The sequence below is a fragment of the Conexibacter sp. JCM 18997 genome, assembly GCF_055391915.1.
The window spans coordinates 2,348,989-2,375,980 of sequence record NZ_AP043885.1; the positions used below are offsets into that span (position 1 = coordinate 2,348,989).

22 protein-coding genes are annotated in these 26,992 nt (G+C 72.8%); 6 read left to right on the plus strand and 16 right to left on the minus strand.

Going from position 1 to position 26,992, the window contains the following annotated elements; genetic code table 11:
* The first annotated feature begins 28 nt into the window (after window positions 1-28).
* The 3 genes from ACZ5UI_RS11965 to acs are packed head-to-tail and all read left to right on the plus strand — an operon-like array spanning window position 29 to window position 4,047.
* Window positions 29-412 (plus strand): DUF485 domain-containing protein, encoded by a 384-nt coding sequence (locus ACZ5UI_RS11965; protein WP_464197414.1) that lies wholly within the window; start codon window positions 29-31, stop codon window positions 410-412.
* On the plus strand, window positions 409-2,049 hold the full coding sequence (locus ACZ5UI_RS11970) for a solute symporter family protein (protein WP_464197415.1): 1,641 nt from the start codon (window positions 409-411) through the stop codon (window positions 2,047-2,049). Before ACZ5UI_RS11965 ends, ACZ5UI_RS11970 begins: the two co-directional genes overlap by 4 nt.
* Window positions 2,050-2,085: 36 nt before the next feature.
* Complete coding sequence (gene acs / locus ACZ5UI_RS11975; RefSeq protein ID WP_464197416.1) at window positions 2,086-4,047, plus strand: acetate--CoA ligase; 1,962 nt, start codon at window positions 2,086-2,088, stop codon at window positions 4,045-4,047.
* Window positions 4,048-4,272: 225 nt separating this feature from the next.
* On the opposite strand, the gene ACZ5UI_RS11980 is transcribed toward acs, so the two are convergent.
* Entirely contained in the window at window positions 4,273-4,620 is a 348-nt protein-coding gene (locus ACZ5UI_RS11980) for a hypothetical protein (RefSeq protein WP_464197417.1), read from the minus strand.
* A 167-nt stretch (window positions 4,621-4,787) separates the two neighbouring features.
* Between ACZ5UI_RS11980 and ACZ5UI_RS11985 the strand changes: the two genes are divergently transcribed.
* Entirely contained in the window at window positions 4,788-6,680 is a 1,893-nt protein-coding gene (locus tag ACZ5UI_RS11985; protein ID WP_464197418.1) for a cellulase family glycosylhydrolase, read from the plus strand.
* An 11-nt stretch (window positions 6,681-6,691) separates the two neighbouring features.
* Entirely contained in the window at window positions 6,692-8,530 is a 1,839-nt protein-coding gene (locus ACZ5UI_RS11990; protein ID WP_464197419.1) for a lipoxygenase family protein, read from the plus strand.
* 6 nt (window positions 8,531-8,536) lie between these two features.
* On the opposite strand, the gene ACZ5UI_RS11995 is transcribed toward ACZ5UI_RS11990, so the two are convergent.
* The 12 genes from ACZ5UI_RS11995 to murJ form a co-directional block, all read right to left on the minus strand.
* The gene (locus ACZ5UI_RS11995; RefSeq protein ID WP_464197420.1) at window positions 8,537-9,292 is read right to left on the minus strand and encodes an SDR family NAD(P)-dependent oxidoreductase; all 756 of its coding nucleotides are present in this window, start codon (window positions 9,290-9,292) and stop codon (window positions 8,537-8,539) included.
* Window positions 9,289-9,660, minus strand: a complete 372-nt coding sequence (locus ACZ5UI_RS12000; RefSeq protein WP_464197421.1) for a MaoC/PaaZ C-terminal domain-containing protein — start codon at window positions 9,658-9,660, stop codon at window positions 9,289-9,291. Before ACZ5UI_RS12000 ends, ACZ5UI_RS11995 begins: the two co-directional genes overlap by 4 nt.
* Window positions 9,661-10,101 carry an FAS1-like dehydratase domain-containing protein gene (locus ACZ5UI_RS12005; protein ID WP_464197422.1) on the minus strand — a complete coding sequence of 147 codons (441 nt, stop codon included), beginning with the start codon at window positions 10,099-10,101 and terminating at the stop codon, window positions 9,661-9,663. It lies immediately after the preceding gene.
* Between the two features lie 13 nt (window positions 10,102-10,114).
* The gene (locus tag ACZ5UI_RS12010; RefSeq protein WP_464197423.1) at window positions 10,115-11,002 is read right to left on the minus strand and encodes a DMT family transporter; all 888 of its coding nucleotides are present in this window, start codon (window positions 11,000-11,002) and stop codon (window positions 10,115-10,117) included.
* Window positions 10,999-11,784 carry an SDR family NAD(P)-dependent oxidoreductase gene (locus ACZ5UI_RS12015; protein WP_464197424.1) on the minus strand — a complete coding sequence of 262 codons (786 nt, stop codon included), beginning with the start codon at window positions 11,782-11,784 and terminating at the stop codon, window positions 10,999-11,001. Before ACZ5UI_RS12015 ends, ACZ5UI_RS12010 begins: the two co-directional genes overlap by 4 nt.
* A 14-nt stretch (window positions 11,785-11,798) precedes the next feature.
* Window positions 11,799-12,644, minus strand: a complete 846-nt coding sequence (locus tag ACZ5UI_RS12020; RefSeq protein ID WP_464197425.1) for a fructosamine kinase family protein — start codon at window positions 12,642-12,644, stop codon at window positions 11,799-11,801.
* Window positions 12,641-13,063 (minus strand): arsenate reductase/protein-tyrosine-phosphatase family protein, encoded by a 423-nt coding sequence (locus ACZ5UI_RS12025; protein ID WP_464197814.1) that lies wholly within the window; start codon window positions 13,061-13,063, stop codon window positions 12,641-12,643. The genes ACZ5UI_RS12020 and ACZ5UI_RS12025 overlap by 4 nt, the downstream gene beginning before the upstream one ends.
* Before the next feature lie 167 nt (window positions 13,064-13,230).
* Window positions 13,231-16,266 carry an EAL domain-containing protein gene (locus ACZ5UI_RS12030; RefSeq protein ID WP_464197426.1) on the minus strand — a complete coding sequence of 1,012 codons (3,036 nt, stop codon included), beginning with the start codon at window positions 16,264-16,266 and terminating at the stop codon, window positions 13,231-13,233.
* Window positions 16,267-16,304: 38 nt separating this feature from the next.
* The gene (locus ACZ5UI_RS12035; RefSeq protein ID WP_464197427.1) at window positions 16,305-17,639 is read right to left on the minus strand and encodes an HD-GYP domain-containing protein; all 1,335 of its coding nucleotides are present in this window, start codon (window positions 17,637-17,639) and stop codon (window positions 16,305-16,307) included.
* Window positions 17,640-17,685: 46 nt separating this feature from the next.
* On the minus strand, window positions 17,686-19,491 hold the full coding sequence (gene lepA, locus ACZ5UI_RS12040; RefSeq protein WP_464197428.1) for a translation elongation factor 4: 1,806 nt from the start codon (window positions 19,489-19,491) through the stop codon (window positions 17,686-17,688).
* 21 nt (window positions 19,492-19,512) lie between these two features.
* Window positions 19,513-20,913 (minus strand): diguanylate cyclase, encoded by a 1,401-nt coding sequence (locus tag ACZ5UI_RS12045; protein WP_464197429.1) that lies wholly within the window; start codon window positions 20,911-20,913, stop codon window positions 19,513-19,515.
* Between the two features lie 33 nt (window positions 20,914-20,946).
* Complete coding sequence (murJ, locus tag ACZ5UI_RS12050; RefSeq protein WP_464197430.1) at window positions 20,947-22,440, minus strand: murein biosynthesis integral membrane protein MurJ; 1,494 nt, start codon at window positions 22,438-22,440, stop codon at window positions 20,947-20,949.
* Window positions 22,441-22,618: 178 nt separating this feature from the next.
* On the opposite strand from murJ, the gene rpsT reads away from it, so the two are divergent.
* A complete protein-coding gene (rpsT, locus tag ACZ5UI_RS12055; RefSeq protein ID WP_464197431.1) occupies window positions 22,619-22,885 on the plus strand; it encodes a 30S ribosomal protein S20 in 267 nt (88 codons plus the stop codon).
* A 92-nt stretch (window positions 22,886-22,977) separates the two neighbouring features.
* Here rpsT and holA read toward each other — a convergent pair whose 3' ends face one another.
* The 3 genes from holA to ACZ5UI_RS12070 are packed head-to-tail and all read right to left on the minus strand — an operon-like array spanning window position 22,978 to window position 26,900.
* Entirely contained in the window at window positions 22,978-23,949 is a 972-nt protein-coding gene (gene holA / locus ACZ5UI_RS12060) for a DNA polymerase III subunit delta (RefSeq protein WP_464197432.1), read from the minus strand.
* A gap of 30 nt (window positions 23,950-23,979) precedes the next feature.
* Entirely contained in the window at window positions 23,980-26,298 is a 2,319-nt protein-coding gene (locus ACZ5UI_RS12065; RefSeq protein WP_464197433.1) for a ComEC/Rec2 family competence protein, read from the minus strand.
* Window positions 26,295-26,900, minus strand: coding sequence for a ComEA family DNA-binding protein (locus ACZ5UI_RS12070; protein ID WP_464197434.1), 606 nt, complete (start codon window positions 26,898-26,900; stop codon window positions 26,295-26,297). The genes ACZ5UI_RS12065 and ACZ5UI_RS12070 overlap by 4 nt, the downstream gene beginning before the upstream one ends.
* Window positions 26,901-26,992 lie beyond the last annotated feature (92 nt).

Genomic DNA, 26,992 nt, shown 5'->3' on the forward strand with positions numbered 1-26,992 from the left:
CCACTGTCCTCTGAGGGGAGGAGCAGGAATGTCCGTGTCTGCCGGGGGGCAGCGCGTCGATTGGAAGGCCGTCGAACGCGCTCCCGAGTTCCGCGAGCTGGTCGGGAGGCGACGGCGGTTCGTCGTGCCCGCGACCATCTTCTTCCTGGCCTGGTACCTCGGCTTCATCGTGCTGGCCGGCTATGCGCCGGACTTCATGGGCGAGTCGATCTACCAGGGCTTCACCGTCGGCTATCTGCTGGCGCTGACGCAGTTCGCGATGGTCTGGGTGCTGGCCGCCTGGTACATCCGCAAGTCCGCCCGCGAGTTCGATCCGCTGCGCATCGCCGCGGCCGAGCAGGCCCAGCGCGACGTCGATGCGCAGGCCGCCTCGCGTGCTGAGCGCTTCGTGCGCGAGGAGGACGTCCCATGAGCGCGCCGCTGGCCGCCGTCAACGTCGAGGCGATCTCGATCTTCGCCGCCGTCGTGGCGATCACGCTGGGCATCACCTACTGGGCCTCCAAGCGCACGAAGAGCGCGACCGACTTCTGGGCCGCCGGACGCGGCATCAGCGGCGCGCAGAACGGGTTCGCGATCGCCGGCGACTACATGTCGGCGGCCTCGTTCCTGGGCATCGCCGGGCTCATCTACCTGTACGGGTTCGACGGGTTCCTGTACTCCGTCGGCTTCCTCGTCGCCTTCCTGACCGTGCTGTTCCTGCTGGCCGAGCGCATGCGCAACGCCGGCAAGTACACGATCGCCGACGTGCTGGCCTTCCGGCTGCGCGAACGGCCCGCGCGCGTCGCCGCGGCGACCGGCACGCTGGCCGTGGCGGCGTTCTACCTGATCGCGCAGATGGTCGGCGCGGGCGCGCTGATCTCGGCGCTGGTCGGGTTGGACTACAACCTGGCCATCCTGATCACCGGGGTGTTCATGCTCACCTACGTGATCTTCGGCGGCATGATCGCCACCACGTGGGTGCAGATCATCAAGGCGGTCATGCTGATGGCGGCCGCCCTGGGGCTGACGATCCTCGTGCTCAACCGCGTCGGCTGGAATCCGGTCGAGCTGTTCAACCGGGCCGAGGGCGCGGCGGGCGACGGCACCTTCTCGCTGTCACCGGGCGCGCTCTACACGAGCCCGATCGACACGGTCTCGCTGGGGCTGGCGCTGGTGCTGGGCACCGCGGGGCTGCCGCACATCCTGATGCGCTTCTTCACGGTGCCCGACGCCAAGGCGGCGCGCATCTCGGTGCTGTGGGCGGTCTGCCTGATCGGCGCCTTCTACATCATGACCACGGCCCTGGGGTTCGGCGCGCGCGCCTTCCTCGGTGAGGGCGGCGTCGAGGCCGCGGGCGCGGGCGCCAACCTGGCCGCGCCGAACCTGGCCCAGTTCCTGGGCGGCGGCGAGGGCTCGGTCGGTGGCGACGCGCTGCTGGCGCTGGTCGCCGCGGTCGCGTTCGCGACGATCCTGGCGGTGGTCGCGGGCCTGGTCATCAGCGCCTCGGGCGCGGTGGCCCACGACCTGTGGTCCAACGTCGTGCGCAAGGGCCAGGACTCCGAGCACGAGGAGGTGCTGGTGGCGCGCATCGCGGCCGCGGGCATCGGCGTGATCGCGATCCTGATCGCCATCGGGGGCGGCAAGGAGCTGAACGTCTCGTTCATGGTCGGCCTGGCCTTCGCCGTGGCGGCCAGCGCGACGTTCCCGGCCCTGCTGCTGGCGCTGAGCTGGCGGCGGTTCAACACCACCGGCGCGGTCACGGGCGTGTTCACCGGCGTGATCGCCTCGATCGGGCTCGTGCTGATCAGCCCGAAGGTGTGGCCGGGACCGGACTCCGAGGGCGGCGCGCTGTCCTTCTACGACCTGGCCAACCCGGGGATCATCTCGATCCCGCTGGGCTTCCTGGCCTGCTGGCTGGGCACGATGCTGTCCAAGCCCGAGGCCAACGAGCGCAGCTTCGACGAGCTGTACGTGCGCTCGGAGACAGGTCTGGGAGCGGAGGGCTCGACGCCGCTGACCCCGGCGCCGGCGGGCGACCGCAACCGCGTCGCAACCCCGTCCCAGGCATGATGCCGTCAGGGCACTGAGACGAAAGGAGAGCGGGGCATGGCATCGGATCTGGAGGGTCGGCTGGGCGAGCTGCTGGAGGTCGAGCGGTTCGATCCACCGGAGGACTTCGCCGGCCATGCCCTGATCTCTGATTCGTCGGTGCACGAGGCGGCGGCGGCCGATCCGCCGGCGTGGTGGCTGGAGCAGGCCAAGTCCCTGTCCTGGTTCAGCGAGCCGACGGTGGCGCTGGACGACAGCGATCCGCCGTTCTACCAGTGGTTCACCGACGGGACGCTGAACGCGTCGGTGAACTGCCTGGACCGCCATGTGGACGCCGGGAACGGCGATCGCGTGGCCTTCCACTGGCGCGGCGAGGAGGGCGAGTCGCGCGACGTGACCTACGCCGACCTGCTGGCCGACGTGCAGCGCTTCGCCAACGCGATGCTGGAGCGGGGCATCGGCGCCGGCGACGTGGTCGGGATCTTCCTGCCGATGATCCCCGAGTGCGTGGTGGCGATGCTGGCCTGCGCGCGGATCGGGGCGCCGCACAACGTCGTCTTCGGCGGGTTCTCGCCGGAGTCGGTCAAGGAGCGGATGGAGTTCTCCGACGCCAAGGCGCTGGTCACCGTCGACGGCGCGCGGCGCAAGGGCAAGACGGCGCCGATCAAGCAGGCCGTCGACGCGGCCGGGATCGACGTGGAGACGACGTTCGTCGTGCGCCACACGGGCATCGACTGCCCGATGGGCGACGGTGACGTGTTCTACGACGAGGCGCTGGAGGCGGCCGACGCGGTCTGCGAGCCCGCGCAGCTGGACGCCGAGCACCCGCTGTTCATCCTGTACTCGTCGGGCTCGACGGCCAAGCCGAAGGGCATCCTGCACACGACCGGCGGCTATCTGACGCAGGCGTCGTGGACCCACCAGCACGTCTTCGATCTGCAGGCGGCGCAGGACGTGTACTGGTGCTCGGCCGACGTCGGCTGGATCACCGGGCACACCTACATCGTCTACGGGCCGCTGGCCAACGGCGCCACGTCGGTGATGTACGAGGGCGCGCCCGACTACCCCGACAAGGACATCTGGTGGGCGCTGTGCGAGGAGTTCGGCGTCACGCTCTTCTACACCGCGCCCACGGCGATCCGCGCCTGCATGAAGTGGGGCGAGCAGTACCCGGCGGCGCACGACCTGAGCAAGCTGCGGCTGCTGGGCACGGTCGGCGAGCCGATCAACCCGAAGGCGTGGCTGTGGTACCACGAGGTGATCGGCGGCGGGACCTGCCCGATCGTCGACACGTGGTGGCAGACCGAGACCGGCGGGATCATGATCACCACGCTCCCGGGCGCGCAGTTCACCAAGCCCGGCTCGGCCGGGACCCCGCTGCCGGGCATCGCCGCCCGGGTGGTCGACGAGGCCACCGGCGAGGAGGTGGAGCGCGACACGCAGGGCCTGCTCACGCTGACCCAGCCGTGGCCCGGGATGCTGCGCACGCTGTACAAGGACGACGACCGCTTCATCTCCACCTACTGGGAGAAGTTCGGGCCCCGTACCTACTTCGTCGGCGACGCCTCCCGCGAGGACGACGACGGCTACTTCTGGGTCATCGGCCGCGTCGACGACGTGCTCAACGTCTCCGGGCACCGGATGTCGACCGCCGAGATCGAGTCCGCGATCGTCTCCCATCCGAAGGTGGCCGAGGCCGCCGTCATCGGCCAGACCGACGAGGACACCGGCCAGTCGGTCGCCGCGTTCGTCACGTTGGAGGGCGACCTCGAGGGCTCCGACGAGCTCGTCGGCGAGATCCGCGACCACGTCGCCCAGCGCATCGGCAAGCTCGCCCGCCCCAAGCGCATCATCTGGTCCGACGACCTCCCCAAGACCCGCTCGGGCAAGATCATGCGCCGCCTGCTGCGCGACATCGCCGAAGGCCGCGAGCTGGGCGACGTGACCACGCTGCGCGACCCCGACGTGATGGCCCAGCTCGAGGGGCGCGTCAAAGAACTGCAGTCCGAGGAGGGCTGACCCGCCTGGCTCGCGGCCGTCGCACGGGCCCGGGCCGCCGCGCCGAGCGCGCGGCGAGTCGGTTCGCTTTTCGGACCGGCACGTGATCGACTTGAACCTCGCCATACGAGCTTAAGGTCGAACACGTCGCCCCCTTTCGCCGCGCGGCCCGCGGCGCGCGAACCGCTCACGCGCCATCGATGCCCGTCGTTCGCCCGCGCCGACGCGACCGCCGCCGCGAGCGCGCTACCGCTCGAGCGGTTGCTGCGGCACCCACTCTTCGGGCACGTAGTCGGGGATCCGCAGCGCGGATCCGCCGTCGCCCGTGGGCCAGCGCCACGGCCACGGCTCGCTGCCGCCACCGCCGCCGCCTCCACCGCTGCCGCCGTCCTCCTCGCCCGGGTCCTCGCCGGGCCGGGTGCGCAGGAGCAGCAGCAGGCCGCCGATCGAGACGTTGACGAGCAGGACCGCGGTGAGCATGCGCGCGACGCCGGGCAGCCCCTCGGGGAACACGACCCCGAGCAGGACGTAACAGCCGACCACGAGGGCGACCCCCGCCAGCCAGGCCAGCAGCGTCATGGTGATCCGACCCATCACCGCTCTTTGTTCCCGCTCCGGGCCTGCCTGAACCAGCCTGTGTAGGGGAACCGGCAGTTGGTCGCGTTCGCATCCCTACGTTCGGTCTCGGCAGGTTTCTAAGGACCGGATAAAGGGAGGGCCGTTCAGTGCTGAGGAGGGCCGTACTTGCCTGTTTGCTGGCCGTGGCGTGCGGGAGCGTCGCCACCGCCCAGGCCGCCGTCGTCGAGCGAGCGCCGCTGTCGACCGACGGATCACGGATCGTCGACAAGACCGGGCGCACGCTGATCATCCAGGGCGTCAACTGGTTCGGGTTCGAGACGTCCAACCACGCCGTGCACGGGCTGTGGGCCCGTGACTACAAGCAGATGCTGGCGCAGATCCACGGGCTCGGCTTCAACGCGATCCGCGTGCCGTTCTCGCTGCAGATGATGAAGTCGACCTCCACGAGCGGGATCGACTACGGCGGCGGACGCAACGCCGCGCTGCAGGGCAAGACGCCGCTGCAGGTGCTGGACGAGATCGTCGCCGAGGCGCGCCGGCAGGACCTGCTGGTCATCCTCGACAACCACTCGCTCAGCGACGACGGCTTCCAGTACGACCTCTGGTACGGCCACGGCGGGTTCTCCGAGGACGACTGGGTCGAGGCCTGGAAGACGATGGCCCGCCGCTACGGCGACGACGCCAACGTCGTGGGCGCCGACCTGAAGAACGAGCCGCACGGCGCCGCCACCTGGGGCACGGGCGGAGCGACCGACTGGCGCCGCGCGGCCACCCGCGCGGGCAACGCGATCCAGACGATCGCGCCGCAGTGGCTGATCCTGGTCGAGGGCATCGAGGGCCGCACCGACGGCCAGCAGCTGTCGACCCACTGGTGGGGCGGCAACCTCGAGGGCGTGCGCCGCAACCCGGTCACGCTCAACACCGCCCACAAGCTGGTCTACTCGCCCCACGAATACGGTCCCGGCGTCTACAACCAGCCCTGGTTCTCGGCGCCCGACATGGCCGCGCAGCTGGAGAACCGCTGGAGCAAGGGCTTCGGGTTCATCACCCAGCAGAACATCGCGCCGGTGCTGGTGGGCGAGTTCGGTGGCCGTCAGACCGGGACCGACACCACCGAGGGCCGCTGGCAGCGCCAGTTCCTCGATTACCTGTCGCGCACCGGGACGTCCTGGACGTACTGGTCGTGGAACCCGAACTCGGGTGACACGGGCGGGGTGCTCAACGACGACTGGACGACGACGAACGCGGCCAAGGTCGGCCTGCTGCAGGCCGTCATGCGGGGCGAGCGGATCTCCTACACCCCCGGCGGCACGACGCCGCCGCCCGATCCGACGCCACCCACGCCGGATCCCGATCCGACCCCGACCCCGACGCCGACGCCGACGCCTGGTGCGCTGAGCGCCGCGCTGCTGGTCGACTCGCGCTGGAACGCCGGCGCGTGCGTGCACGTCAAGGTGACCAACGGCGGTGGCGCGGTCACCGGCATGAAGCTGCGGGTGACGATGCCCGCCGGCGTGACCGTGACGTCGAGCTGGAACGGGACGTTCGCGCAGTCGGGCACGCAGCTGGACATCACGCTGCCGTCCTGGGGCAGCGCGCTGGGCGCGGGCGCGACGTATGACGCGACCGGGTTCTGCGTGTCCAGCGCCACGACGCCGACGGTGGTCGTAGCCCTGGCCAACGGCATCACGCCTCCGCCGACCACGCCCACGCCGACGCCGCCCGATCCCACGCCGCCCACCCCACCGACGCCGCCGGCGCCCACCCCGGGCGCCTTCACGGCCACGGCGGACCTGCAGTCGGCGTGGGACAACGGGTACTGCGCCGGGGTGACGGTCAAGAACACCGGCGGCAGCGCCCTGCGGGCGGCGCGCGTGACGTTCACGCTCGATCCGCGCGCGACGATCACCCAGAGCTGGAGCGGGACGCTGTCGCGCAGCGGCTCGGCGGTGAGCGTGACGCTGCCCGACTGGGCCGGTCCGCTGGCCCCCGGAGGGTCGGCGACGACGTTCGGGTTCTGCGTCTCCTACACGGGCGCCCGCCCGCTGCCCAGTGGGGTCGGCGCGATCGCCTAGGTTTCCGTCCAATGACCGACGGATCCGTGCCCCGCAGAGACGAAGAGCAACGCCTGCTGATCCGGCGCCGAGGGTTCCTCGGCGCCGGGCTGGCGGGGGCCGGTGCGGCGCTGATCGGCGCCGGTGCCCGGCCGGCGGCGGCGCGGGCGCAGGCCGCCGACCCAACCCCGACCGGCCCGATCGGGCAGATGCCGGTGCGCGCGCAGTACCCGCATCTGCCGGCCATCCCGCTGGACCCGGCGGGCACCGGCGCGACGATCGACCGGCTGGGCGTCCGCTCGCAACAGCAGCAGCAGGCCCAGCACGGCCTGACCCACAGCTACCGCCTCGGCGGCCAGACCCGCACGGGCTACGCGTTCCTGTACGGCGCCGAGTTCGACGGCACGAAGGCCGCGCCGCCGTCCGTCGAGCAGCCCGCCCAGTTCTCGATGGGCTGGACGACCCTCCCCAACGTCTACGCCTCCGGCCAGCGACACCTCCCCGGCTGGGCCGCCACGCTGACCGACGCCGATGCCGCCACGCGGGCCTTCTGGCCCACGATCGCCGAGTACGGCGTGGGCTACAACCTGATCCTGCCCGAGCGGGTGGCCGGCGCGCGCGCCCGCGAGCTGCGGCGGCTGTTCGGCACGGGCTGGACGCGCGCCGTCCAGGGCGCCGCCGCCGCCGGCCAGCTGTACGTGATCGACCTGAGCCGCTTCGAGACGCTCCAGCCGCAGACGGCCGAAGGCGCCACCCGCTTCACCCCCGCGACCGTCACGCTGCTGATCCGCCAGCCGCGCACCGGCGCGCTGCGGCCCGTGGCGATCGTCGTCTCCGGCTACCAGGGCGCCGGCCGCACGCTGTTCACGCGCCCGGGCGCCACCGACAGCGCCTGGCTCTACGCGCTGCAGGCGGCCAAGACGTCGGTCACGGTGTTCGGCGTGTGGCTGGGTCACGTCTACCACTGGCATCTGGTCACCGCCGCGATGCAGATGACGATGTTCAACACGCTGAGCGGCGATCACCCCGTCCACCAGCTGCTGGCCCCGCAGTCCAAGGACCTGATCGCCTTCGATCAGACGCTCCTGCAGCTGTGGGCCGACATCTCGCCGCCCACCTCGCTGACCACCGGCGACCAGCTGCTGGCCCTGGCCAACGAGTACGCCGACGGGCGCGCGTTCTTCGACGACGACCCGAAGACGACGATCCAGGTGCTGGGGCTGCGGCAGAAGGACTTCACCGTGAGCACGCCGTGGGATCGCTACCCGGTCGTCGAGCGGCAGCTGCGGATCTGGAACCTGGTGGAGGCGTACGTGACCGCCTGCGTCGCGGCGACCTACGGGTCGGACGCCGCCGTGGCCGGCGACGCCGCGCTGCAGGCCTGGATCGCGGCGTCGGGCGCGCCCGACGGGGGCAACATCCGCGGCCTGCCGGCGATGACCAGCCGGTCCGCGCTGACCGCCGTGCTGACCAGCCTGATGTACCGCATCACCGTGCACGGCATCTCGCGCCTGAACTCCACGTCGAACCCCGCGCTGACCTACGTGCCGAACTTCCCGCACACGCTGCAGCGCAGCGACATCCCCAGCGCGCGCGCCAAGCTCGACACGCCCACGCTGCTGAGCTACCTGCCCAACACGCGCACCATCGGCGGGTCGCTGTTCTTCTACTTCGTGTTCGCCTTCTCGACCCCGTACGAGCCGTTCATCCCGTTGACCGGCCCGGCGGGCGAGCTGTTCTTCCCCGGCGGCCCGACGAGCCGGCGCAACCAGGCGCTGATCGACCTGCGCCGCGGGCTGGCGGCGTTCATCGACGCCTACCAGCCGGACATGCCGCAGCACTTCCAGTGGCCGCGGAACATCGAGACCTGAGCCGGGCTACTCGGGCTTGGCCCCGGGGCCCGGCACGTTGCGGAAGCGGAACGGCTCGGGCTCGCGGCGCAGCTGGACGAACCAGCACTCGCCCGACGCGTCGCCCCGGAAGATCCGCACGACGGTCTCGGCCACCGTCTCGGCGGGGATCAGGTCGATGCCCTGCTCGGCCAGCGCGTCCTGGATCGGCGCCACGATGTTCGACACCGCGAAGCCGGGACAGATCGCGTTGAAGCGGATGTTCTGGAGTGCCAGCACCGGCCCGATCGAGCGCGTGAGCCCCACGACCGCGTGCTTGTTGGCGGCGTAGATCGGGTCCATCGGCACCGCGGCCAGGCCGGCCAGCGAGGCGGTCGCGACCATCGCGCCGCCGCCGCGGGCCTGCATCGGGGCCAGCAGCGCCTGCGCGCCGAACACGACGCCGTCGAGGTTGATGGCCATCGCCCGGCGGTAGAGCGCCAGGTCGAACTCCTCCCCCAGGCTGGTCCCGGTGGCGATGCCCGCGTTGAGGTAGGCCAGGTCCACCCCGCCACAGGTCTCCACCGCGAAGCGCGCCATCGCCTCGTTGGCGGCGAGATCGGAGACGTCGGTGGCGACGAAGTGCCCGCCCACGTCGGCCGCGGTGGCCCGGCCGCCCTCCTCGTCGACGTCGGCGATCACCACCTCGACGCCCTCGGCGGCCAGCGCCAGCGCCGTGGCCCGGCCCAACCCGCCCGCGCCGCCGGTGACGACGGCGACCTTGTCGCGCAGCTCCGCGCTCATCCGACGACCACGTCGGCGTCGGCGTTGCGGATCAGCGCGCGGCCGTTCTGCTCGAGCACGAGATCGACGTGCGCGATGCCGTCGGCCTCCTCGCGCACCGTCGAGGTGACCGTCACCTCGGCCTCGGGCACGCCCATCCCGCGGAACTGGACCGACAGGCGCTTCAGCGACGCCGGTCCGCCCGCCGCCTGCGTCTGCGCCCGCGCGCACTGGGCCATCATCCACAGCCCGTGGAGGATCTTGCCGGGCAGGCCGACGGCCTGCGCGAACTCCTCGTCGATGTGGATCGGGTTGAAGTCGCCCGAGGCGCCCGCGTAGCGGACGGTCAGGTACTTGTCCGGCGTCACCTGCAACGGCTCGATCTGCACTCAGGCTCCCCGCACGATGTTGTTCCAGGTGCCGGCGCACACCTCGTCGCCGCGCTGGTTGGTCGAGCGCGTCGCGAACGTGTAGAAGCCGTTGCCGGCGCGCTCGGTGATCTCCGTCAGGGTGCACGTCGTGGTGATCTCGTCACCGGCGACGACGAGCGCGCCCCAGGTGAACTCCTGCCCGCCGTGCACCAGCCGGGCGAAGTCGATGCCGACGGCGGGGTCGAACATCGCCGGGGCCAGCGCCGGCATGCCGTAGACGACGGCGAACATCGGCGGGGCCACGAGGTCGTCGTAGCCCGCGGCGCGCGCGGCGTCGAGGTCGAGGCACAGCGGGTCGGTCTCGCCCGTCGCATGAGCGAACTCGCGGATCTTCTCGCGACCCACCGCGTAGGTCGTCGGGGGCCAGGACATGCCCACGGCGTCGGTCTTCACGGCCATGGGCCGGATCCTCTCACGGCTCGGGCGCGACCGGCTCCCTGGCCACGCGCGTGCGCTGCGTGATGGCCACGCAGGCCAGCACGGCCAGCGCCGCCACCAGCGTGCCCGGCCCGATGTGCTCGCCGAGCACGAGCGCCGACCACAGGAGCGTGAGCAGCGGCTGGGCCAGCTGGACCTGGCTGACGTGCGCGACGCCGCCGCGGGCCAGCCCGCCGTACCAGGCGAAGAACCCCAGGAACATCGAGATCACCGACACGTAGGCGAAGCACAGCCAGGCGTCGGCCGAGGCCTGGGCGGCGTCGCCGAAGGTCAGCACCGCGATCGCCACCGAGATCGGCGCGGTGGCCAGCAGCGCCCAGGAGATCGTCTGCGCGCCGCCCAGGTCCCGGGCCAGCACACCGCCTTCGGCGTAGCCGAACGCGCACACCACGACCGCGGCGGCGAACCAGCCGTCGGCCGCCGACAGCCCGCCCGACGCCCCCGACAGCGCGAAGGCGGCGACCACGGCGAGCCCGGCCAGCGCCGCGGCCCAGAAGGCCGGGCTGGGCCGCTCGCCGGCGCGCAGCACGGCGGCCACCGCGGTGGCGGCGGGCAGCACCGCGATGACCACCGCCCCGTGCGCCGCCTCGGCGTGCTGCAGACCCAGCGCGGTGAACAGCGGGAACCCGACGATCACGCCGCCGGACACGACCGCCAGCCGCCGCCACTGGCCGGCCGTGGGGCGCGGCGCGCGCGTGGCCACGAGCACGATCAGCGCCAGCGCCGCGGCGACCGCGGCGCGACCGAAGGAGACGAACCAGGGATCGAGGTCGCCGACGGCGACCTTCGTCGCGGGCAGCGAGAACGAGAAGCTCAGGACACCCAGGAAGCCGAGCAGCAGCCCGGCGCGGCGGTCGCTCACACGATCGAGGCGTGGATGCCGCCGTCGACCGACCAGGCGGCGCCGGCCACGCCGGAAGCCAGCTCCGAGCAGAGCACGACGGCGATCGCGGCGACCTCGTCGGGCTCCAGCGCGCGGCCGATCGGCAGGCGCTCCCCCTGGGCCCGGAGCACCTCGGCGCGCGAGACGCCGCGCTGGGCGGCGAGCTGGTCGGCCAGGCCGCCGTCCTCGGTCCACCCCTCGCTCAGCGCCATGCCGGGCGCGATCGCGTTGACGCGCACGCCCTGGGCGGCGAAGCGGTCGGCGAAGGCGCGCGACAGCGCCAGCTGCGCGGCCTTGGTGACGCTGTAGGACATGGCCAGCGTGCTCGACGGTCGTTTGCCCGAGGACGAGGACACGTTGACCACGCGGCCCCAGCCCTGGGCGGCCATCAACGGGCAGGCGAGGCGCATCAGGCGCATGGCGGCCATCACGTGCAGCTCCCAGTCGCGCTGCCACTCCTCGTCGGTCTGCTCGTCGAGATCGCGGAACTCGGCCAGCCCGGCGTTGTTGACCAGCACGTCCACGCCGCCGATGCGCTCCTGGGCCGCGGCCACGACGCGCTCGGCGGCGTCGGCGTCGCGCAGATCGACGGCCAGCCAGGCCGCGCCGATCTGCGCGGCGGCGCGCTCGAGCGCGGACTCGGTGCGCGAGACGATCAGCACCTTCGCGCCCTCGTCGGCCAGCCGGCGGGCGATGGCCAGGCCGAGTCCCTTGGAGGCGCCGGTGACGATGCAGGCGCGGTCGCGCAGTCCGAGGTCCATGCGCCGCACGCTACTCAGACGTAACGGGCGGCGGTGCGCGTCACGCTGTCGCCATATCCGCCGCCGAACAGGACGGCGTGCACCAGCAACGGCGTCAGCTGCCAGAGCCCGACGCGCTCCTGGTGGCCGTCGGACAGCGCAAACGCCTCGGCGTACGCGGCGCGGGTGCGCGGCGACGGCGCGCCGAACAGCGACAGCAGCGCCAGGTCGATCTCGCGGTGCCCGCCGTAGGCCGCCGGGTCGATCAGCCAGGGCCGACCGTCGGCCCCCGCCAGCACGTTGCCCGACCACAGGTCGCCGTGCAGGCGCGCGGGCGGCTCCGGCGGGCCGGCCAGCTGCGCCATCCGCTCGCACACCGACTCCACCGCGGCCGCGCCGGCCGCGCTCAGCGTGCCGCGGTCGCGGGCCATCGCCACCAGCGGGCGCAGCCGCCGCTCGGCGTAGAACGTCGCCCAGTCGGGTGCCGGGTCGTTGGGCAGCACCACCACGCTCAGGCGCATCGGCCAGGGCGCGCCGAACGCGTCGGCACCGGCGCGGTGCAGCGCCGCCAGGCCTCGGCCGAGCTCCTCCTCCCCCGCCCGGTCCAGCCGTCCGGCGTCGATCCACTCCAGCGCCAGGAAGCCGTCGCCGTGGCCGAGCACACGCGGGACCCGCGGCGCGCCGTCGGCCTGGGCCAGCCAGGCCAGGCCCTCGGCCTCGGTGGCGTACTCGCCGGCGGGCACCCCGGCGCGCGTCTTGACGAACAGGCGCGATCCATCGGCCAGCTCCACCGACCACGCGTCGTTGATGTCGCCGCCGGCCACCCGGGCCGACGCGCGCACGGCGCCGAGCGCGGCCGGCAGCGCCGGCAACGTGCTCACCGCGGGCGGATCTCCTCGAGCAGGCCGGCGGCCGCCGCCTCGATCAGGTCCAGGACGTCGTCGAACCCGCCCGGCCCGCCGTAGTACGGATCCGGGACGTCGAGGTCGGTGGCGCCGGCACTGGCCGGGTCGTACTCGCGAAACAGCCGCACCTTGGCGCCCGCGTCACCCGTCCCCACCCGGCCGGCGCGCTCGCGCAGCTCGTGCAGGTTGGAGGCGTCCATGGCCAGCAGCAGGTCGAAGTCGTCGAAGTCGTCCGCGGTGACCTGTCGGGCCTGGCCCTCGAGGATCGTGCCCCGCCGCCGTGCCGCCTCGGCCGACCGCGCGTCGGGCGGGTTGCCCACGTGCCACGCGCCGGTCCCGGCGCTGTCGATCGTGATCTCGTCCTCCAGGCCGGCCTCGGCCACCAGCCGGCGCATCACGCCCTCGGCGGTCGGCGAGCGGCAGATGTTGCCCAGGCAGACGAACAGGATCCGCACGCCAGGGAAGGCTAGTGTCCTGAGGCGGTCATTCGTGTGCAGCTGGTGGATGCCGGCAGACACGATTCCGGCGCCGCCAGATGCGGGCGAATGAGTGACTCAGGGCACTAGCTCGCCCGCAGCCGCGCGCACAGCGGCGGCACCAGCTCGGCGAACGCCTCGGCCGGCACGGCGCGGCCGTACAGCCAGCCCTGGCCGAAGTCGCAGTCCAGCGACGTGGCCGTCTGATCCTGCTCGCAGTGCTCGATGCCCTCGGCCACCACGAGCAGGTTGAGCGAGCGCGCCATCTGCGTGACCGCGCGCACCACGTCCCACTCGTCGGTCGCGGCGAACGAGCGGTCGAGCTTGAGCGCGTCGAAGGGGAAGTTGCGCAGCACCGCCAGCGACGACTGACCGGTCCCGAAGTCGTCCAGCGCCAGGTGCACGCCAAGGTCGCGCAGGGCGACCAGCGCCTCGGTGGCCCGCGGCGGATCCTCCAGGACCGCCGACTCGGTCACCTCGACGCAGAAGTAGGCCGGGTCCAGGCCATGGCGCTCGAGCGCGTCGGCCACCGTCTGCACCAGCGCACCGGAGGACATCTGGCGCCAGGACACGTTGACCCCGCACATCACCTCGGTCAGCCCGGGCGTGCCGGCGCGCTGCCAGGCGGCGGTCTGGCGCACCGCCTCGTCGATCACCCAGCCCCCGACCTCGTCGATCAGGCCGGCGTCCTGGGCCAGGTCGATGAACGTGTCCGGGGTCAGCAGGCCCCGCTCGGGATGCTCCCAGCGCACCAGCGCCTCCAGGCCGGACACCTCGCGGCGGCGCAGCGAGACGACCGGCTGGAAGTGCAGCCGCAGCTCGCCGCGGGCGCGCGCGTGGCGCAGGTCGCCGAGCAGCGCGACCCGGTCGACGGTCTGCTGGCGCATGGTGGCGTCGAACAGCTCGTAGCGGCCCTTCCCGCGCGTCTTGGCCCGGTACATCGCCACGTCGGCGTCGCGCAGCAGCGCCTCCGGATCGGTGACCGTGGTCGCGTCGGCCAGCGCGATGCCGATCGACGCCGTGGGGACGAACTCGGTGCCGCCCAGGTCGAACGGCTTGGCGCAGGCGGTCAGCAGCCGGTCGGCGACCGCGACCACCTCGGCCGGATCCGACAGGCCCTCACAGAGCATCACGAACTCGTCGCCGCCGAAGCGGGCCAGCGTGTCGGTGCTGCGCAACGCGCCGCGCAGCCGCGGTGCGAGCTCCGACAGCAGCCGGTCACCGGCCTCGTGGCCCAGCGTGTCGTTGACGTACTTGAAGTCGTCCATGTCGCAGAACAGGACGGCCAGCGTGGAGCCGTCGCGGCGCGAGCGAGCGATCCCCTGGCGCAGGCGGTCGAGCATCAGCGCGCGGTTGGGCAGCTGCGTGAGCGGGTCGTGCAGCGACTGGTGGCGCAGGTCGCGCGCGGCGGCCGTGCGGCGGATGGCGCCGGTCAGGACGTTGGCCACCGACGCCAGGAAGGCGATGTCGTCGGTGGTGAAGGCGCGCCGCTCGGTCGCGTGCACCGTGATGGCGCCGTAGGTCTCGCCGGACTCGCCCGCGACCGCGACGCTCATGCCGCTGCACACGCCGAACTCGACCAGCGCCGCCCCGTCGAAGCGGTGCTCGACGGCGAAGTCGTCGACGATCACCGGCGTGCCCGTGTGGACGGTGTACCCCACGTGCGATGCGCGCGGATCGGTGCTGATCGGGGTCGACAGCGCGGGCCAGCCGACCGACGCGGTCAGGTGCAGCGTCTCGCCGTCGCGCACGGCCAGGCCGGTGTAGGGCGCCTCGCAGGTCGACGCGACCACGCCGACGGCGGCCTCGTAGAGCGCGTCGAGATCGTCCTCGGCCAGCGCCCGCTGGCCCAGCCAGGCCACCGCCGTCTGCTGCGACAGGCGCAGCTGCGCGATCCGGTTGGCCTCGCGCTCGGCGGTCACGTCCTCCATCTGCGTGACCACGTAGGCGGGGCGCTCGTCGGCGTCGCGCACCAACGAGGAGGTCATGCGCGTCCACACCGCCTGTCCGTCGCCCCGCAGGCAGCGGACCTCGCGGTGCAGGCGCCGGCCCATCCCGCGCAGGAGCGCGCGCAGCTCGTGGCGCAGCGGCTCGATCTCCTCGGGGCCGACGAAATCGGTGCAGTCGCGCCCGATCAGCTCGGCCTCCGAGCAGCCCAGCAGCTCGCAGCAGGCGCCGTTGACGACCAGGATCTCCGCGCTGATCTGGTGCACCAGCATGGGCACGGCGGAGTCCTCGAACGCGCCGCGCAGGCGCGCCTCGACGTCGTGGGCGTGCTCCTCGGCGCGCCGGCGGGCGTCGATGTCCAGGAACTGCGCGATCACGTACAGCGGCCGCTGCTCGTCGTCGCGCACCAGCGACGCGCTGAGCGCCACCCAGACCGTCGACCCGTCCTTGCGGCGCATCAGCCGCTCGGCGGCCAGCCGCGGCGTCTCCCCGCGCAGGAGCCGGCCGTAGTCGGCCACGACCCCGACGCGCTCGGACTCCGTGAAGAAGCTGGACCCGGGCTGGTCGAGGATCTCGTCCTGGTTCCAGCCAAGCATCTCGCACATCGCCTGGTTGATGCGCAGCGCGCGTCCGCTGTCGCCGGGCCGGGCGCTGGACAGGACCATGGCGATCGGCGCGTCGTCGAACGCGGCCCGGAAGCGGCGTTCGGCCTGCACGGTCTCGGTGATGTCGTACTGCTGGGAGACGACGTAGAGCGGCTGGCCGGCGCGGTCGTGGACCACCGAGGCGCTGCTGCGCACCACGACGATCGAGCCGTCGGCACGCACCAGCCGGCGGTCGAACGTGTTGGTGGGCATCTGGCCGTCGAGCATCGCGTACCACTCGTCGCGCCCGACGTCGACGTCGTCCGGATGCAGCAGCTCGTGGGGCAGGCGCCCCACCAGCTGCTCGGGGGTGGTCTGCATCAGCTCACAGAACGCGGTGTTGACGCGCAGGATCCGGCCGCGCTCCTCGATCACCGGGCTGTTCAACGTCATGCCCACCGGCGCGTCCTCGAAGACCCGCTCGAAGCGCTCGTTGCTGGCCGCCAGCAGCTCCTCGGCCTGCATGCCGACGGTGATGTCCTCGACCTCGCTGAAGATCGTGTCCCGGTGCCGGTCCTCGTCCGTCGCCACACGGGTGCATCGACGCTCAAACGGCAAACCTTGAGTGGCTAGTGGATGCGGCCGACCACGGACATGGCGCCTTCGAGTCCGGCGAACGCGGTCGGGCAGAAGTGCGTCCCGACCTCCTGGCGCATCAGGTCCAGGACCTCGTCGGGTCCGAGGGCCGGCCGGTACGGCCGATCGGCCGACAGCGCCTCGGCCACGTCGGCGACGGCGAGGATCCGCGCGGGCACCGAGAGCGACGCGGCGGGCACCCCGCGGTGGTAGCCGCGGCCGTCGAGGCGCTCGTGATGGGCGGCGGCGGTCTCGGCCAGCGGCCCGAACGCGGCGACGTGCTCGAGGATCCGCTGCGTCATCTCCGGATGGCGGCGCATCGCCGCCCATTCGGCGTCGGTCAGCGGACCCGGCTTGTCGAGGATGCGGCTGGACAGGCCGAGCTTGCCGATGTCGTGCAGGAGCGCGGCGCGCTGCAGGTCGCGGCGCGCGGCCGGGTCCAGGCGCAGCTGGGCGGCGACCTGGTCGGCGATGTCGGCCACGCCCTGGGAGTGGCGTGAGGTGAACGGCGACTTGGCGTCGATCACCGACGCGAACGCCTCCGCGACCCGGTCCAGGCGCTCGTCGTCGGCCACGAGCACCCGATCCTCGGGCTCCAGATCGGTGATGTCCGCCCGGCGCACCTGGGCCCAGAACGCGTGGTCGTCGCGCAGCGCGGCGAGCACGTCGACCAGCTGCGGGTCGAACCACGTGCCGCGGCGCTGGCCGGCCACCTCGATCGCCGCGTCCGGGCCGCCCCGCTGCCAGGCGATCTCCGCGCTCTGCGCGACGCACAGGATGCGCCCCAGCAGCGGGATCGCGTCGCCCTGGACGCGGCCGGGGTCCCCGGCGCCGTCCCAGTGCTCGTCGAGGTGGCGGATGGCCTGCGCGGTCTCCTCGCTGAGGCCGATCATGCGGGCGATCTCGGCGCCGCGCTCGCAGCGCAGCTCGGTCATCTCGCGGCGCGAGCCCTTCAGCGCGACGGCGCAGAAGCGGCGGGCGCGCACGAACACGTTGCGCTCGGGCGCCGCGTTGCGGGCCGCGTAGCGGATCGCCTCCAGCGGGCGCTGCAGGTCGGTCGTCTTGAGGTCGACCTTCACCCGCTGGTCGTCGTTGTCGAACAGCGCCGCGACGCGCGACGCGGTCGACGAGCAGCCCGCGTCCTTCAGCAGCAGCGCGTAGAACAGCGCGGAGCGCGACGCGGCCGGGAGATCCAGCGCCTGACCGATGCGCATCCCGATGCGGCAGCAGCGCTCGGCGTGCCCGATCGGCTGACCCTCGGTGATGTCGAGGGCGTGCGAGAGGGCGGCGACGACCTCCGACAGACGGATCTCCGTGCGCACGGCCACGGTTCACGCTATCGGCCGCGACGCGCCCGCGCTGAAGCCGTCTCGGCTATTCGCCGACTTCCAGGACGGCGAGGAACGCCTCCTGGGGCACTTCGACGCGGCCGACCTGCTTCATGCGCTGCTTGCCCTTCTTCTGGTTCTCCAGCAGCTTGCGCTTGCGCGAGATGTCGCCGCCGTAGCACTTGGCGGTCACGTCCTTGCGGAACGCCTTGACGGTCTCGCGGGCCACCACGTGGCTGCCGATCGCGGCCTGGATGGGCACGTCGTACTGCTGGCGAGGGATCAGCTTGCGCAGCTTCTCGGTCAGCGTGCGGCCGAAGTCGTAGGCCTTGTCGCGGTGCACGACCATCGACAGCGCGTCGACCGCGTCGCCGGCCAGCAGCACGTCGAGCTTGACCAGGTTGGACGGCTTCAGGCCGGTCAGCTCGTAGTCCAGCGAGGCATAGCCGCGGGTGCGCGACTTCAGCTGGTCGAAGAAGTCCAGGACGATCTCGGCCAGCGGCAGGTCATAGGAGATCTGCACGCGGTCGGCGCTCAGGTAGTGCATGCCGGCGTGCTCGCCGCGGCGGTCCTGGCAGAGCTCCATCACCGCGCCGATGAACTCCTTCGGGCACAGGATGCTGGCCCGGATCATCGGCTCGCGGATCTCCTCGATGCGGGCCGGGTCGGGCATGTCGGAGGGGGCGTGGATCTCGACGATGTCGCCGTTGGTCATCGTCACCTCGAAGCCCACCGACGGCATCGTGGCCATCAGCTCGAGGTCGTACTCCCGCTCCAGGCGCTCGCGCACGATGTCCATGTGCAGCAGTCCGAGGAAGCCGCAGCGGAAGCCGAAGCCCAGCGCGTCGGAGGTCTCGGGCTCCCAGGCCAGCGCGGCGTCGTTGAGCGTGAGCTTCTCCAGCGCGTCGCGCAGGTCCGGGTACTCGTCGGAGTTGATCGGGAACAGGCCGCAGAACACCATCGGCTTGACGTCCTTGTAGCCCGGCAGCGCCTCGGTGGCCGGATTGGCCTTGGTCGTCAACGTGTCGCCGACGCGCAGGAGCGTGACGTCCTTGATGCCGGTGATCACGTAGCCCACCTCGCCCACCGTGAGCTGCTTGACCGGGACCATCGTCGGCGTGAAGAAGCCGATGTCGTCGATCTCGGCCGTGGTGCCGGCGGCCATCGCGCGGATCGCCTCGCCCTTGGTGAACGTGCCGTCGACCACGCGGATGTAGGCGACGACGCCGCGGTACTGGTCGAACTCGGAGTCGAAGATCAGGGCGCGGGCCGGGGCGTCGGGGTCGCCCTCGGGCGGCGGTACCTCCCGCACGATCGTCTCCAGCACCTCCTCCACACCCTCGCCGGTCTTGCCGGAGATGGTCAGCATCCCCTCGGCCGGCACGCCGATCAGGTCGGCGACCTCCTCGGCGACGCGCGCGGGCTCGGCGCCCGGCAGGTCGATCTTGTTCAGGCAGGGCACGATCTCCAGCCCGGCCTCGATGGCCAGGTAGGCGTTGGCCACGGTCTGGGCCTCGACGCCCTGGGAGGCATCGACGACGAGCACCGCGCCCTCGCAGGCGTTCAGGGCGCGCGACACCTCGTAGGTGAAGTCGACGTGCCCGGGCGTGTCGATCAGGTGCAGCTGGTAGTCCTGGCCGTCGCGGGCGGTGTAGTAGACCCGCACCGCCTGGGCCTTGATCGTGATGCCTCGCTCGCGCTCGAGGTCCATCGAGTCCAGCAGCTGCTCGCGCATGTCGCGGTCGGCCACCGTGTGCGTCATCTGCAGGATGCGATCGGCCAGCGTCGACTTGCCGTGGTCGATGTGGGCGACGATGGAGAAGTTGCGGATGTGGTCGCGCGGGACGGACACGACCCCAGAGACTAGGTCGTCCTAAGCGTCGATCTCGACGCCGTCGCGCCCGGCCTGCTTGACGGCGTAGAGCGCGCGATCGGCGCGGGCCAGCGCCGAGGCGTCGGCCTCGCCGTCGCGGGGGATCGCGATGCCGATCGACACGGTCACCGAGCCGGCCTTGGCGGCCGCGTCGCACAGGCGGCGGCCGGCCTCCATCGCCTCGTCGGGGCCGACGACGGAGATGAGCGCGGCGAACTCGTCGCCGCCGATGCGAAACAGCTCGTCGCCGCGGCGCAGGGTGCCGGTCAGCACGGCGGAGACCTCGCGCAGCACGCGGTCGCCGGCCTGGTGGCCCTTGCTGTCGTTGATCGCCTTGAAGCCATCGACGTCGACGAGCAGGATCGCCACCTTCGTGTTGGAGGCGCGCGCGGCGGCCAGCGCCTCGTGGAACGTGGCGTGGTGGCCCAGACCGGTGAGCGGGTCGCTGGCGGCGCGCTCGCGCAGCTCGGCGATCGCGTCGGCGGTGCGCAGGCAGCTGGCGGCGTGCGCGGCCAGCAGCTCGAGCAGCTCGATCCGGCCGCTGGAGGCGTGCGACAGGGGCTCGGCGTCGGCGACCATCAGCACGCAGCCGCGCTCGGCGGGGCGGCCGACGCCCATCGCCATCAGCCCGGCCACGCCCGCGGCGTCCAGCGCGGGGTCGCCGTGGCGCGGGCCGGCGTCCGCGGGCAGCGTCGTGCACGAGGTGCCGTCGCTGATGAACGTCTCGATCAGGTCGAAGATCGTGGTGTCCGCCTCTTCGGCCACGCGCTGGGCCAGCTCGCCGCCGTGGGCCAGGACGCGCCAGCCGCCGACGCCGTCGCGATCGACCAGCAGCGCGGACTCCATCCCGGTGATGTCACGGGCCGCCTCGATGACCAGCCCCTCGATGCGGCGCACGTCGGTCATGCCGGCCAGACGGGCGGCGTAGGCGGCCAGGCGCTCGGCCGGGGTCGCGGTGGGCGCCCCGCCCAGCTGCTCGAGCCGGTCGGCGAACGCGCCGGCGCACCACAGCAGCTCGTCCTTGAGGCCGTCGATCGGCGTGGTCAGGGTCTCGGCGTCCAGGCAGCCGATCACGCGGTCGCCGGCCCGGATGGGCACGCACACCTCGCCGACGATCTCGGGCGCGGCCTGCATGTAGTCCTTGCTGCTGCGCACGTCGTGGACGACGAGCGGAACGCCCAGGCGGTAGGTGCGGCCGATGGTGCCGCGGCCGGGCGGGATGCCGTCGCGCATCTGCCAGTAGCCGCGCACGACCTGGCAGCGCAGCCGGCCCGAGCGCTCCAGCCACAGCGATGGCAGGACCGTCTCGATTTCCGACAGCGCGTCGACGACCGCCTCGCCGGCGGCCTGAACGTCAGGCGCCCCGTCGAGGGCGCGCGAGAGCGCAAGGCGATCGACCATCAGGGGTCGTATCGGCAGAACCGCGTTCGGACTTCAGCGCCGAAAGCGCCCGACCAGCAGATCGCGGACCTGCCGGGCCTCGGTCATCTCCATCCACAGCACCGCATAGCCGTAGGTGGCGCCGCCGGCCGCCGCGGCCAGACCGACGGACAGGATCTGGGCGGGCAGCGAGCGGCCCAGGACGTCGTCGACGACGGCCCACACGATCCAGCTGACCAGCGCCAGCAGGGCCGCGGCGATGCTCATCGCGGCCAGATGGATCGCCGTCGCGCGCCCCTCGACCGAGCCGCCGAGCAGCGGGCGCAGCAGCCAGGCCAGCAGCAGCGTGGTGGCGGCGTTGGAGGCGGCGGTGCCGATCACCAGGCCGGGGATGCCGTAGGGCTTGTAGAGCGCGAGGCTGACGAGCAGGTTGACCAGCAGGCCGCCCACGGAGACCGCGGTCGGCAGCCACGTCTTCTGGAGGCTGAAGAAGGTGCGGATGAGCAGCAGGTTCATGCCCGCGAAGGGCAGGCTGAAGGAGAACCAGAACAGCGCGCTGGCCACCAGGGCGGTGGACTCGGGGCCGAAGCTGCCGTGCTGGTAGACCAGGCGCACGATCGGCGTGGAGAGCACGAGCAGGAAGGCGGCGCTGGGGATCAGCAGCAGGCCGATCTGGCGGACGCCGGTGGCCATCGTGCTGCGCAGGCCGTCGAGGTCGCGGCGGGCGGCGAAGCGGCTGAGCGTCGGGAACAGGACGGTCGCGACGGCGACGCTGAACATCCCCTGGGGCAGCATGTAGATGCGGAAGGCGGCATCGATCGCCCGGGGCGCCTGCTCGGACACCAGCGAGCCCAGCGTCGAGTTGATGAAGACGTCGAAGTTGATGATGCCCAGGCCGATCGTCACCGGGATCATCAGGACCAGCACGCGCTTGACGCGCGGGTCGCGCAGGTTGAAGGCCAGCTCGAAGTGGAAGCCGAAGCGGCGCAGCACCGGCACGCACATCGCGAACTGCACGCCGGTGGCGATCAGCACGCCGATCGCGTAGGCGTAGAGCTGGTTGCCGCCGTCGAAGAACGGCTTGAGCACGACCAGCAGGACGATGATCACGACGTTCCACACGAGCGGCGCGATCGCCGGGATGGCGAAGTGGTCGTAGGCGTTGAGGATGCCGACGATCAGCCCGTTGAGCCCGAGGATCAGGACGATCGGGAAGAGCACGCGGCTGAGCCCGACGGTCAGGTGGTCCAGCTGCGCGCTGAACTCGTTGCCGGTGAACAGCGGCATGATCACGCCGGCGCCGAGGATCAGCAGGGCGGTGAGCGCGCCCAGGACCATGAGGATCAGCAGGAACAGCGTCGAGGCCAGCTGCACCGCCTCGCGCTTGCGGTTCTGCTCCAGCAGGTCGGTGAAGACCGGCACGAACGCCGCCGAGATGGCCGCGTCGGCGAACAGCGAGCGCACCAGGTTGGGGAACTGGAAGGCGATCGTGAACGCGCTGAAGGCGCCGCTCGTGGCGAAGTACGAGGACGCGACGATCTCGCGCACCAGGCCTGCGATACGCGACAATCCGGTGGCGATCGAGAAGATCGCGGTGTTGCGAGCGATGCGGCGACCCGCCGCTGACGGCTGCTCGGCAGGCCGCGGCTCGCGGGAATCAGCGGCCACGGGTGCGCTACTCTAGGGCGCGCCCCGGCTCCACCGGTGTCGCGGCACCACAGATTTCATGGCCAACATTCATTCACAGAAGAAGCGGATCCTGCGCGCAGAGCGTGAGCGCCTGGAGAACCGCCGCTACACGTCGACCATCAAGACCTACTTCCGTCGCCTCGAGGCCGCGGTTGCCGGCGGCGACGCCGACACCGCTGACGCCGAGCACAAGACGCTGGTCAAGACGATCGACAAGGCCGTGAAGGTCGGCGCACTGCATCGCAACAACGGGGCTCGCAAGAAGTCCCGCGCGGCGCGCCTGCGGAAGTCCGCTTCCGCTTAAAGCCTTCACGCCGCAGCCCTCGTGTCACGGCCGGCCTCGCCGGCCGTTTTCGCGTTCCCGGACGCCCGTCCGATTCCGGCCGCCCGGGGCGGTCAGGCCGTGATGGCCAGGATGGCGCGCAGCGCGTCGGTGTCCTCGTCGGCGCCGGTCCCGCCGCGGGAGGCCAGCTCCAGGTCGGCCAGCCGGCGCATCGCGCGGCGCAGCGTCGCGATGTCGAGGCGGCGCACGTCGTTCATGAACCGGTCCTGGCTCTTGGGCGGCATGCGCAGCGTCCGCTTGACGTCCCCGGGCGCCTCCCCCGCCTCCAGGCGGCAGGCCACGTCCAGCGCCAGGCGCATCCGCGTGGTCATCCAGTACATGAGGCCGGGCAGCCGCTCGCCCTGGGCGCGCAGCTCCAGGTAGCTGCGGGTCGCCGCCGGCGCATCGCCGGCGACGAGCATGTCGGCCAGCTCCCAGATCTTGTGCTCGGCTGAGTCCGCCGACCGCTCCTCGATGAGCTCCGCGTCCACCTGCGTGCCGGGACCCAGCTCGAGCGCGATCACCTCCAGCTCGCGGGCCAGGCGCGCCTGTCGCTCGCCCACCTGCGCCACCAACGCCCGCGCCGCGCCCTGATCGAGCTCCAGCCCGTTGCGCTGAGCCTCGCCGACGACCCACTTGGGCAGCTCCCACGGCTTGACCGCCGACTCCGTCGCGATCACGCCGCCGGCCTTCTTGACCGCCTCGGCCAGCTTGGCCGGTGCCTTGGCCCGACCCTCCTCGCGCGCGAAGAACGCCACGGTCGTCTCGGGCGGCAGCTCCTTGAGCACCGGCGCCAGGTGCGCCTCGAAGTCCTTGTCCTTCCACCGTTCGACGCCGTCGATGATCAGGAACCGCCAGCCCACCGCGAAGGTCATCGCGTTCAGCGCCAGCCCGACGTTCTCGGGGGTCGACTCCTCGCCCTCGAACACCTCGGCGCCCGAGACCCCGCCCGCCTGCTCGGCCAGCCCACGCAGGTTCGCCCGCCGCTCGGCGATGCGCGCGTGGTCGTCGCCGTGAATCAGATACGCGGGCTTGAACGTCGCCATCGAGAGGTCTCATCGTAGGCCGCGCGCCGGTCATCGCGCCTCGGCCACCCGCAGGGCCGCGCCGTCGAACGTCACGCGCACGGTCCCGTCGCGATCGGTCCGCACGATCCGGGTCCCGGCGGCCGTCAGGGCCGCCAGCGTGCTCGCCGTCGGATGGCCGTAGTCGTTGTCGGCGCCCACCTCGATGGCGGCCAGTCCGGGGCGGGTGCGCTCCAGCAGCGCCGGCAGGCCCGGATCGTCGGACCCGTGGTGGGCGACCTTGAGGATCTCCACCGGCGGGAGGTCGAGCGCGGCGGTGACCGGCGACTCGGCATCGGCGGTCAGCAGCACGTCCAACGGTCCGCGCCGCACGTGGAGCACGACCGCTCGCAGGTTGGGGTCGATGTCCGCGGGCGGCGCGCCCGGCGGCGGCCACAGCACGTCGAGCGCGAACCGTCCGATGCGCAGGCGCTGGCCGGCGTGCGGCAGGATCCGCCGGGCGCCGCTGTCGGCGATCGCCGCCTCGACGCGCGCCGACCCGCGCGGATCGGCGGGAGCGGTGGCCGCGCCGTCGAGCACCGCACCGACATCCACCGCGCCGAGGATCGCCGGTGCCGCGCCCGCGTGGTCGGCCTCACCGTGGGTCAGCACGAGCAGGTCCAGACGCGTGACGCCGGACGCGCGCAGGCGCGACAGCACCGGGCCGTCGGGCGGCCCGGTGTCGACGAGCACGGCCAGGCGCCCCTCCTGGAGCAGGATCGCGTCGCCCTGCCCGACGTCGAGGAACGAGACGGTCGGCGCGCTGGGCGGCGTTGGTGCCACCGGGCGCAGGACGAAGCCCGCGGCGACGACCGCCACGGCCGCGCCGAGCGCGCCCACGCGGACGCGGCGATCGCCTGCCGCTCGGCGGCCGCGCCGCACCGCCCGTGCGCGGACCGAGGCGGAGGCGGCGGCGCCCAGCACCGCGTAGGCGCCGACGACCGCCGGCACGCCGACGTGCACCGGCACCATCGCGTGTGGGGCGCGTGCCGCCACGTCGGCGACCATCGCCACGAAGCCCAGCGGCAGCGCCGCCAGCGCGTCGAGGACCGTGACCAGCGGCCCCGTGACCGCGCCCAACTGCCCGACCGCACCGGCCAACGTCCCCAGCCAGACGACCGGCGCGACCGCCGGCGCGACCACGAGGTTGGCGGGAAGGGACACCAACGACAGCTGGCCGAACTGGAGCGCGCCCAACGGCGCGGTCCCGAGCGTCGCGGCCAGGGTGATGGCCAGCGCATCGGCCAGCGCCCGCGGCACCCGCCGGCGCACGAGCGCGTCGCGGGTCGGCGGCGCGAGCAGCGCGATCGCCACCACGGCCGCGAACGACAGCTGCCAGCCGACGTCCGCGCTGGCTCGTGGGTTGAGCGCGAGCGTGCCCGCCGCGGCCAGGAGCAGCGCGTACAGCCGCGCCGCGGGCCGGCCGGCCAGCGCCGCCACGAGCGCCGCGCCGCCCATGATCCCGGCGCGCAGGATCGACGGACCGCCACCGGCCAGCGGGACGTAGAGGGCCACAAGCACCAGCGCGATCGCCAGGCGCAGCCGCAGGCCCCCGCCGGCCAGCGCGACCGCCCCGGACGCCAGCACGACGAGCAGCGCGACGTTCGCCCCGCTGGCCGCCAGCAGATGGCCGAGCCCGCTGGCCCGGAAGGCGTCGCGGGTCTCGTGGTCCAGCGCGTCGTCCTGGCCGAGCACCATGCCTCGGGCCAGCGCCGCCTGTGCCGGATCCAGGCCGGCGGTCAGCGCGGCCTCGGCCCGGCGGCGCACGCCGTCGACGACGCCCGCGACCCCGCCGCGGCGACGTCCGGTCGCGGCCAGCTCGCTGGCCTCCAACGCGGCGTGCGCGCCGCGCAGCCGCTCGTAGCTCTCCCACGGCGCGGTCTCCTCCAGCCGTCCGTGCAGCGCCACCTCCTGGCCCACGCCGGGCGGCGGCGGGCCCTTCCAGCGCACGACGATGCGCTCGCCCACGCCGGGCCCCGCGTCGATGCGGACCGGCACCGACCAGCCGCCCCACGCACGCTGGTCGGCGGGGTCGAGCACGAACGCGCGCAGCGACACGTCGTGCCCGATCAGCGGCCGCAACGCCGTCCGATCCAGCGCGGCCAGCCGCGCGTGCCCGGCCAGGCCGCCAGCGACCAGCAGGACCGCCGCCAGCACGCCGAGCGACGTGCGCCCCAGCAGCGCGCCGACGGCCAGCGCCGCCACGGCGACGACGCCGAGCACCGGCGCGACCCGTGCGCCGACGGTGCCCGCCGCGAGCAGTCCCGCGGCCAGGGCGGCCAGCGCCACCACGCGCGGATGCAGGACCAGGGGCGGCACCGGGGCGGTCATGCGGTCACCTGGTCGCGCAACGCGGCCAGCCGCGCCGGCCCGATCCCGTCGACCTGGTCGAGCTCGTCGACGGAGCCGAAGCCGCCGTGCTCCTCGCGGTAGTCCACGATCTTCTGGGCGGTGGCGGGCCCGACGCCGTCCAGCGCGTCGAGCTCCTCAGCGGATGCGCTGTTGAGGTTCACCGGCAGAGCGGCACCCGCCGGCGCCGACGCTGCTGCTGGCGCCCCGGCCGGGGCCGGCGCCGCTTTGGCCGGCACCAGCACCTGCCGGCCGTCGGCCAGCTTCGCCGCGAGGTTCAGCGCATCGAGGTTCGCGCGGCGCGCGGCGCCACCGGCCCGGCGGATCGCCTCGGCCACGCGCGTGCCGTCGCGCACGCGGTAGACGCCGGGATGACGCACCGCGCCCGCGATGTGGACGACGATCGTGCCGCGCCCGGGCGGCGCATCGTCCACCGCCAAGGTCGCCGGTCCGGACGCCGCCGCTGCCGTCGTCGTGCCCGCGGCGGGCCCGGCCCCGCCCCGGGCCCACAGCGCGCCGAGGACCACGACGACCAGCCCGAGCGCGACCGTTCCCAGCAGTTGCGATCGCGATGGTGAGGCCACGCCGACCACGCTGGCAGCCGAAATGTCACAGCGCACCACCAGCCTGCGTCAAAACAGACACGGCGCTGCAACAAAACTGCGCAGCCGCCGGG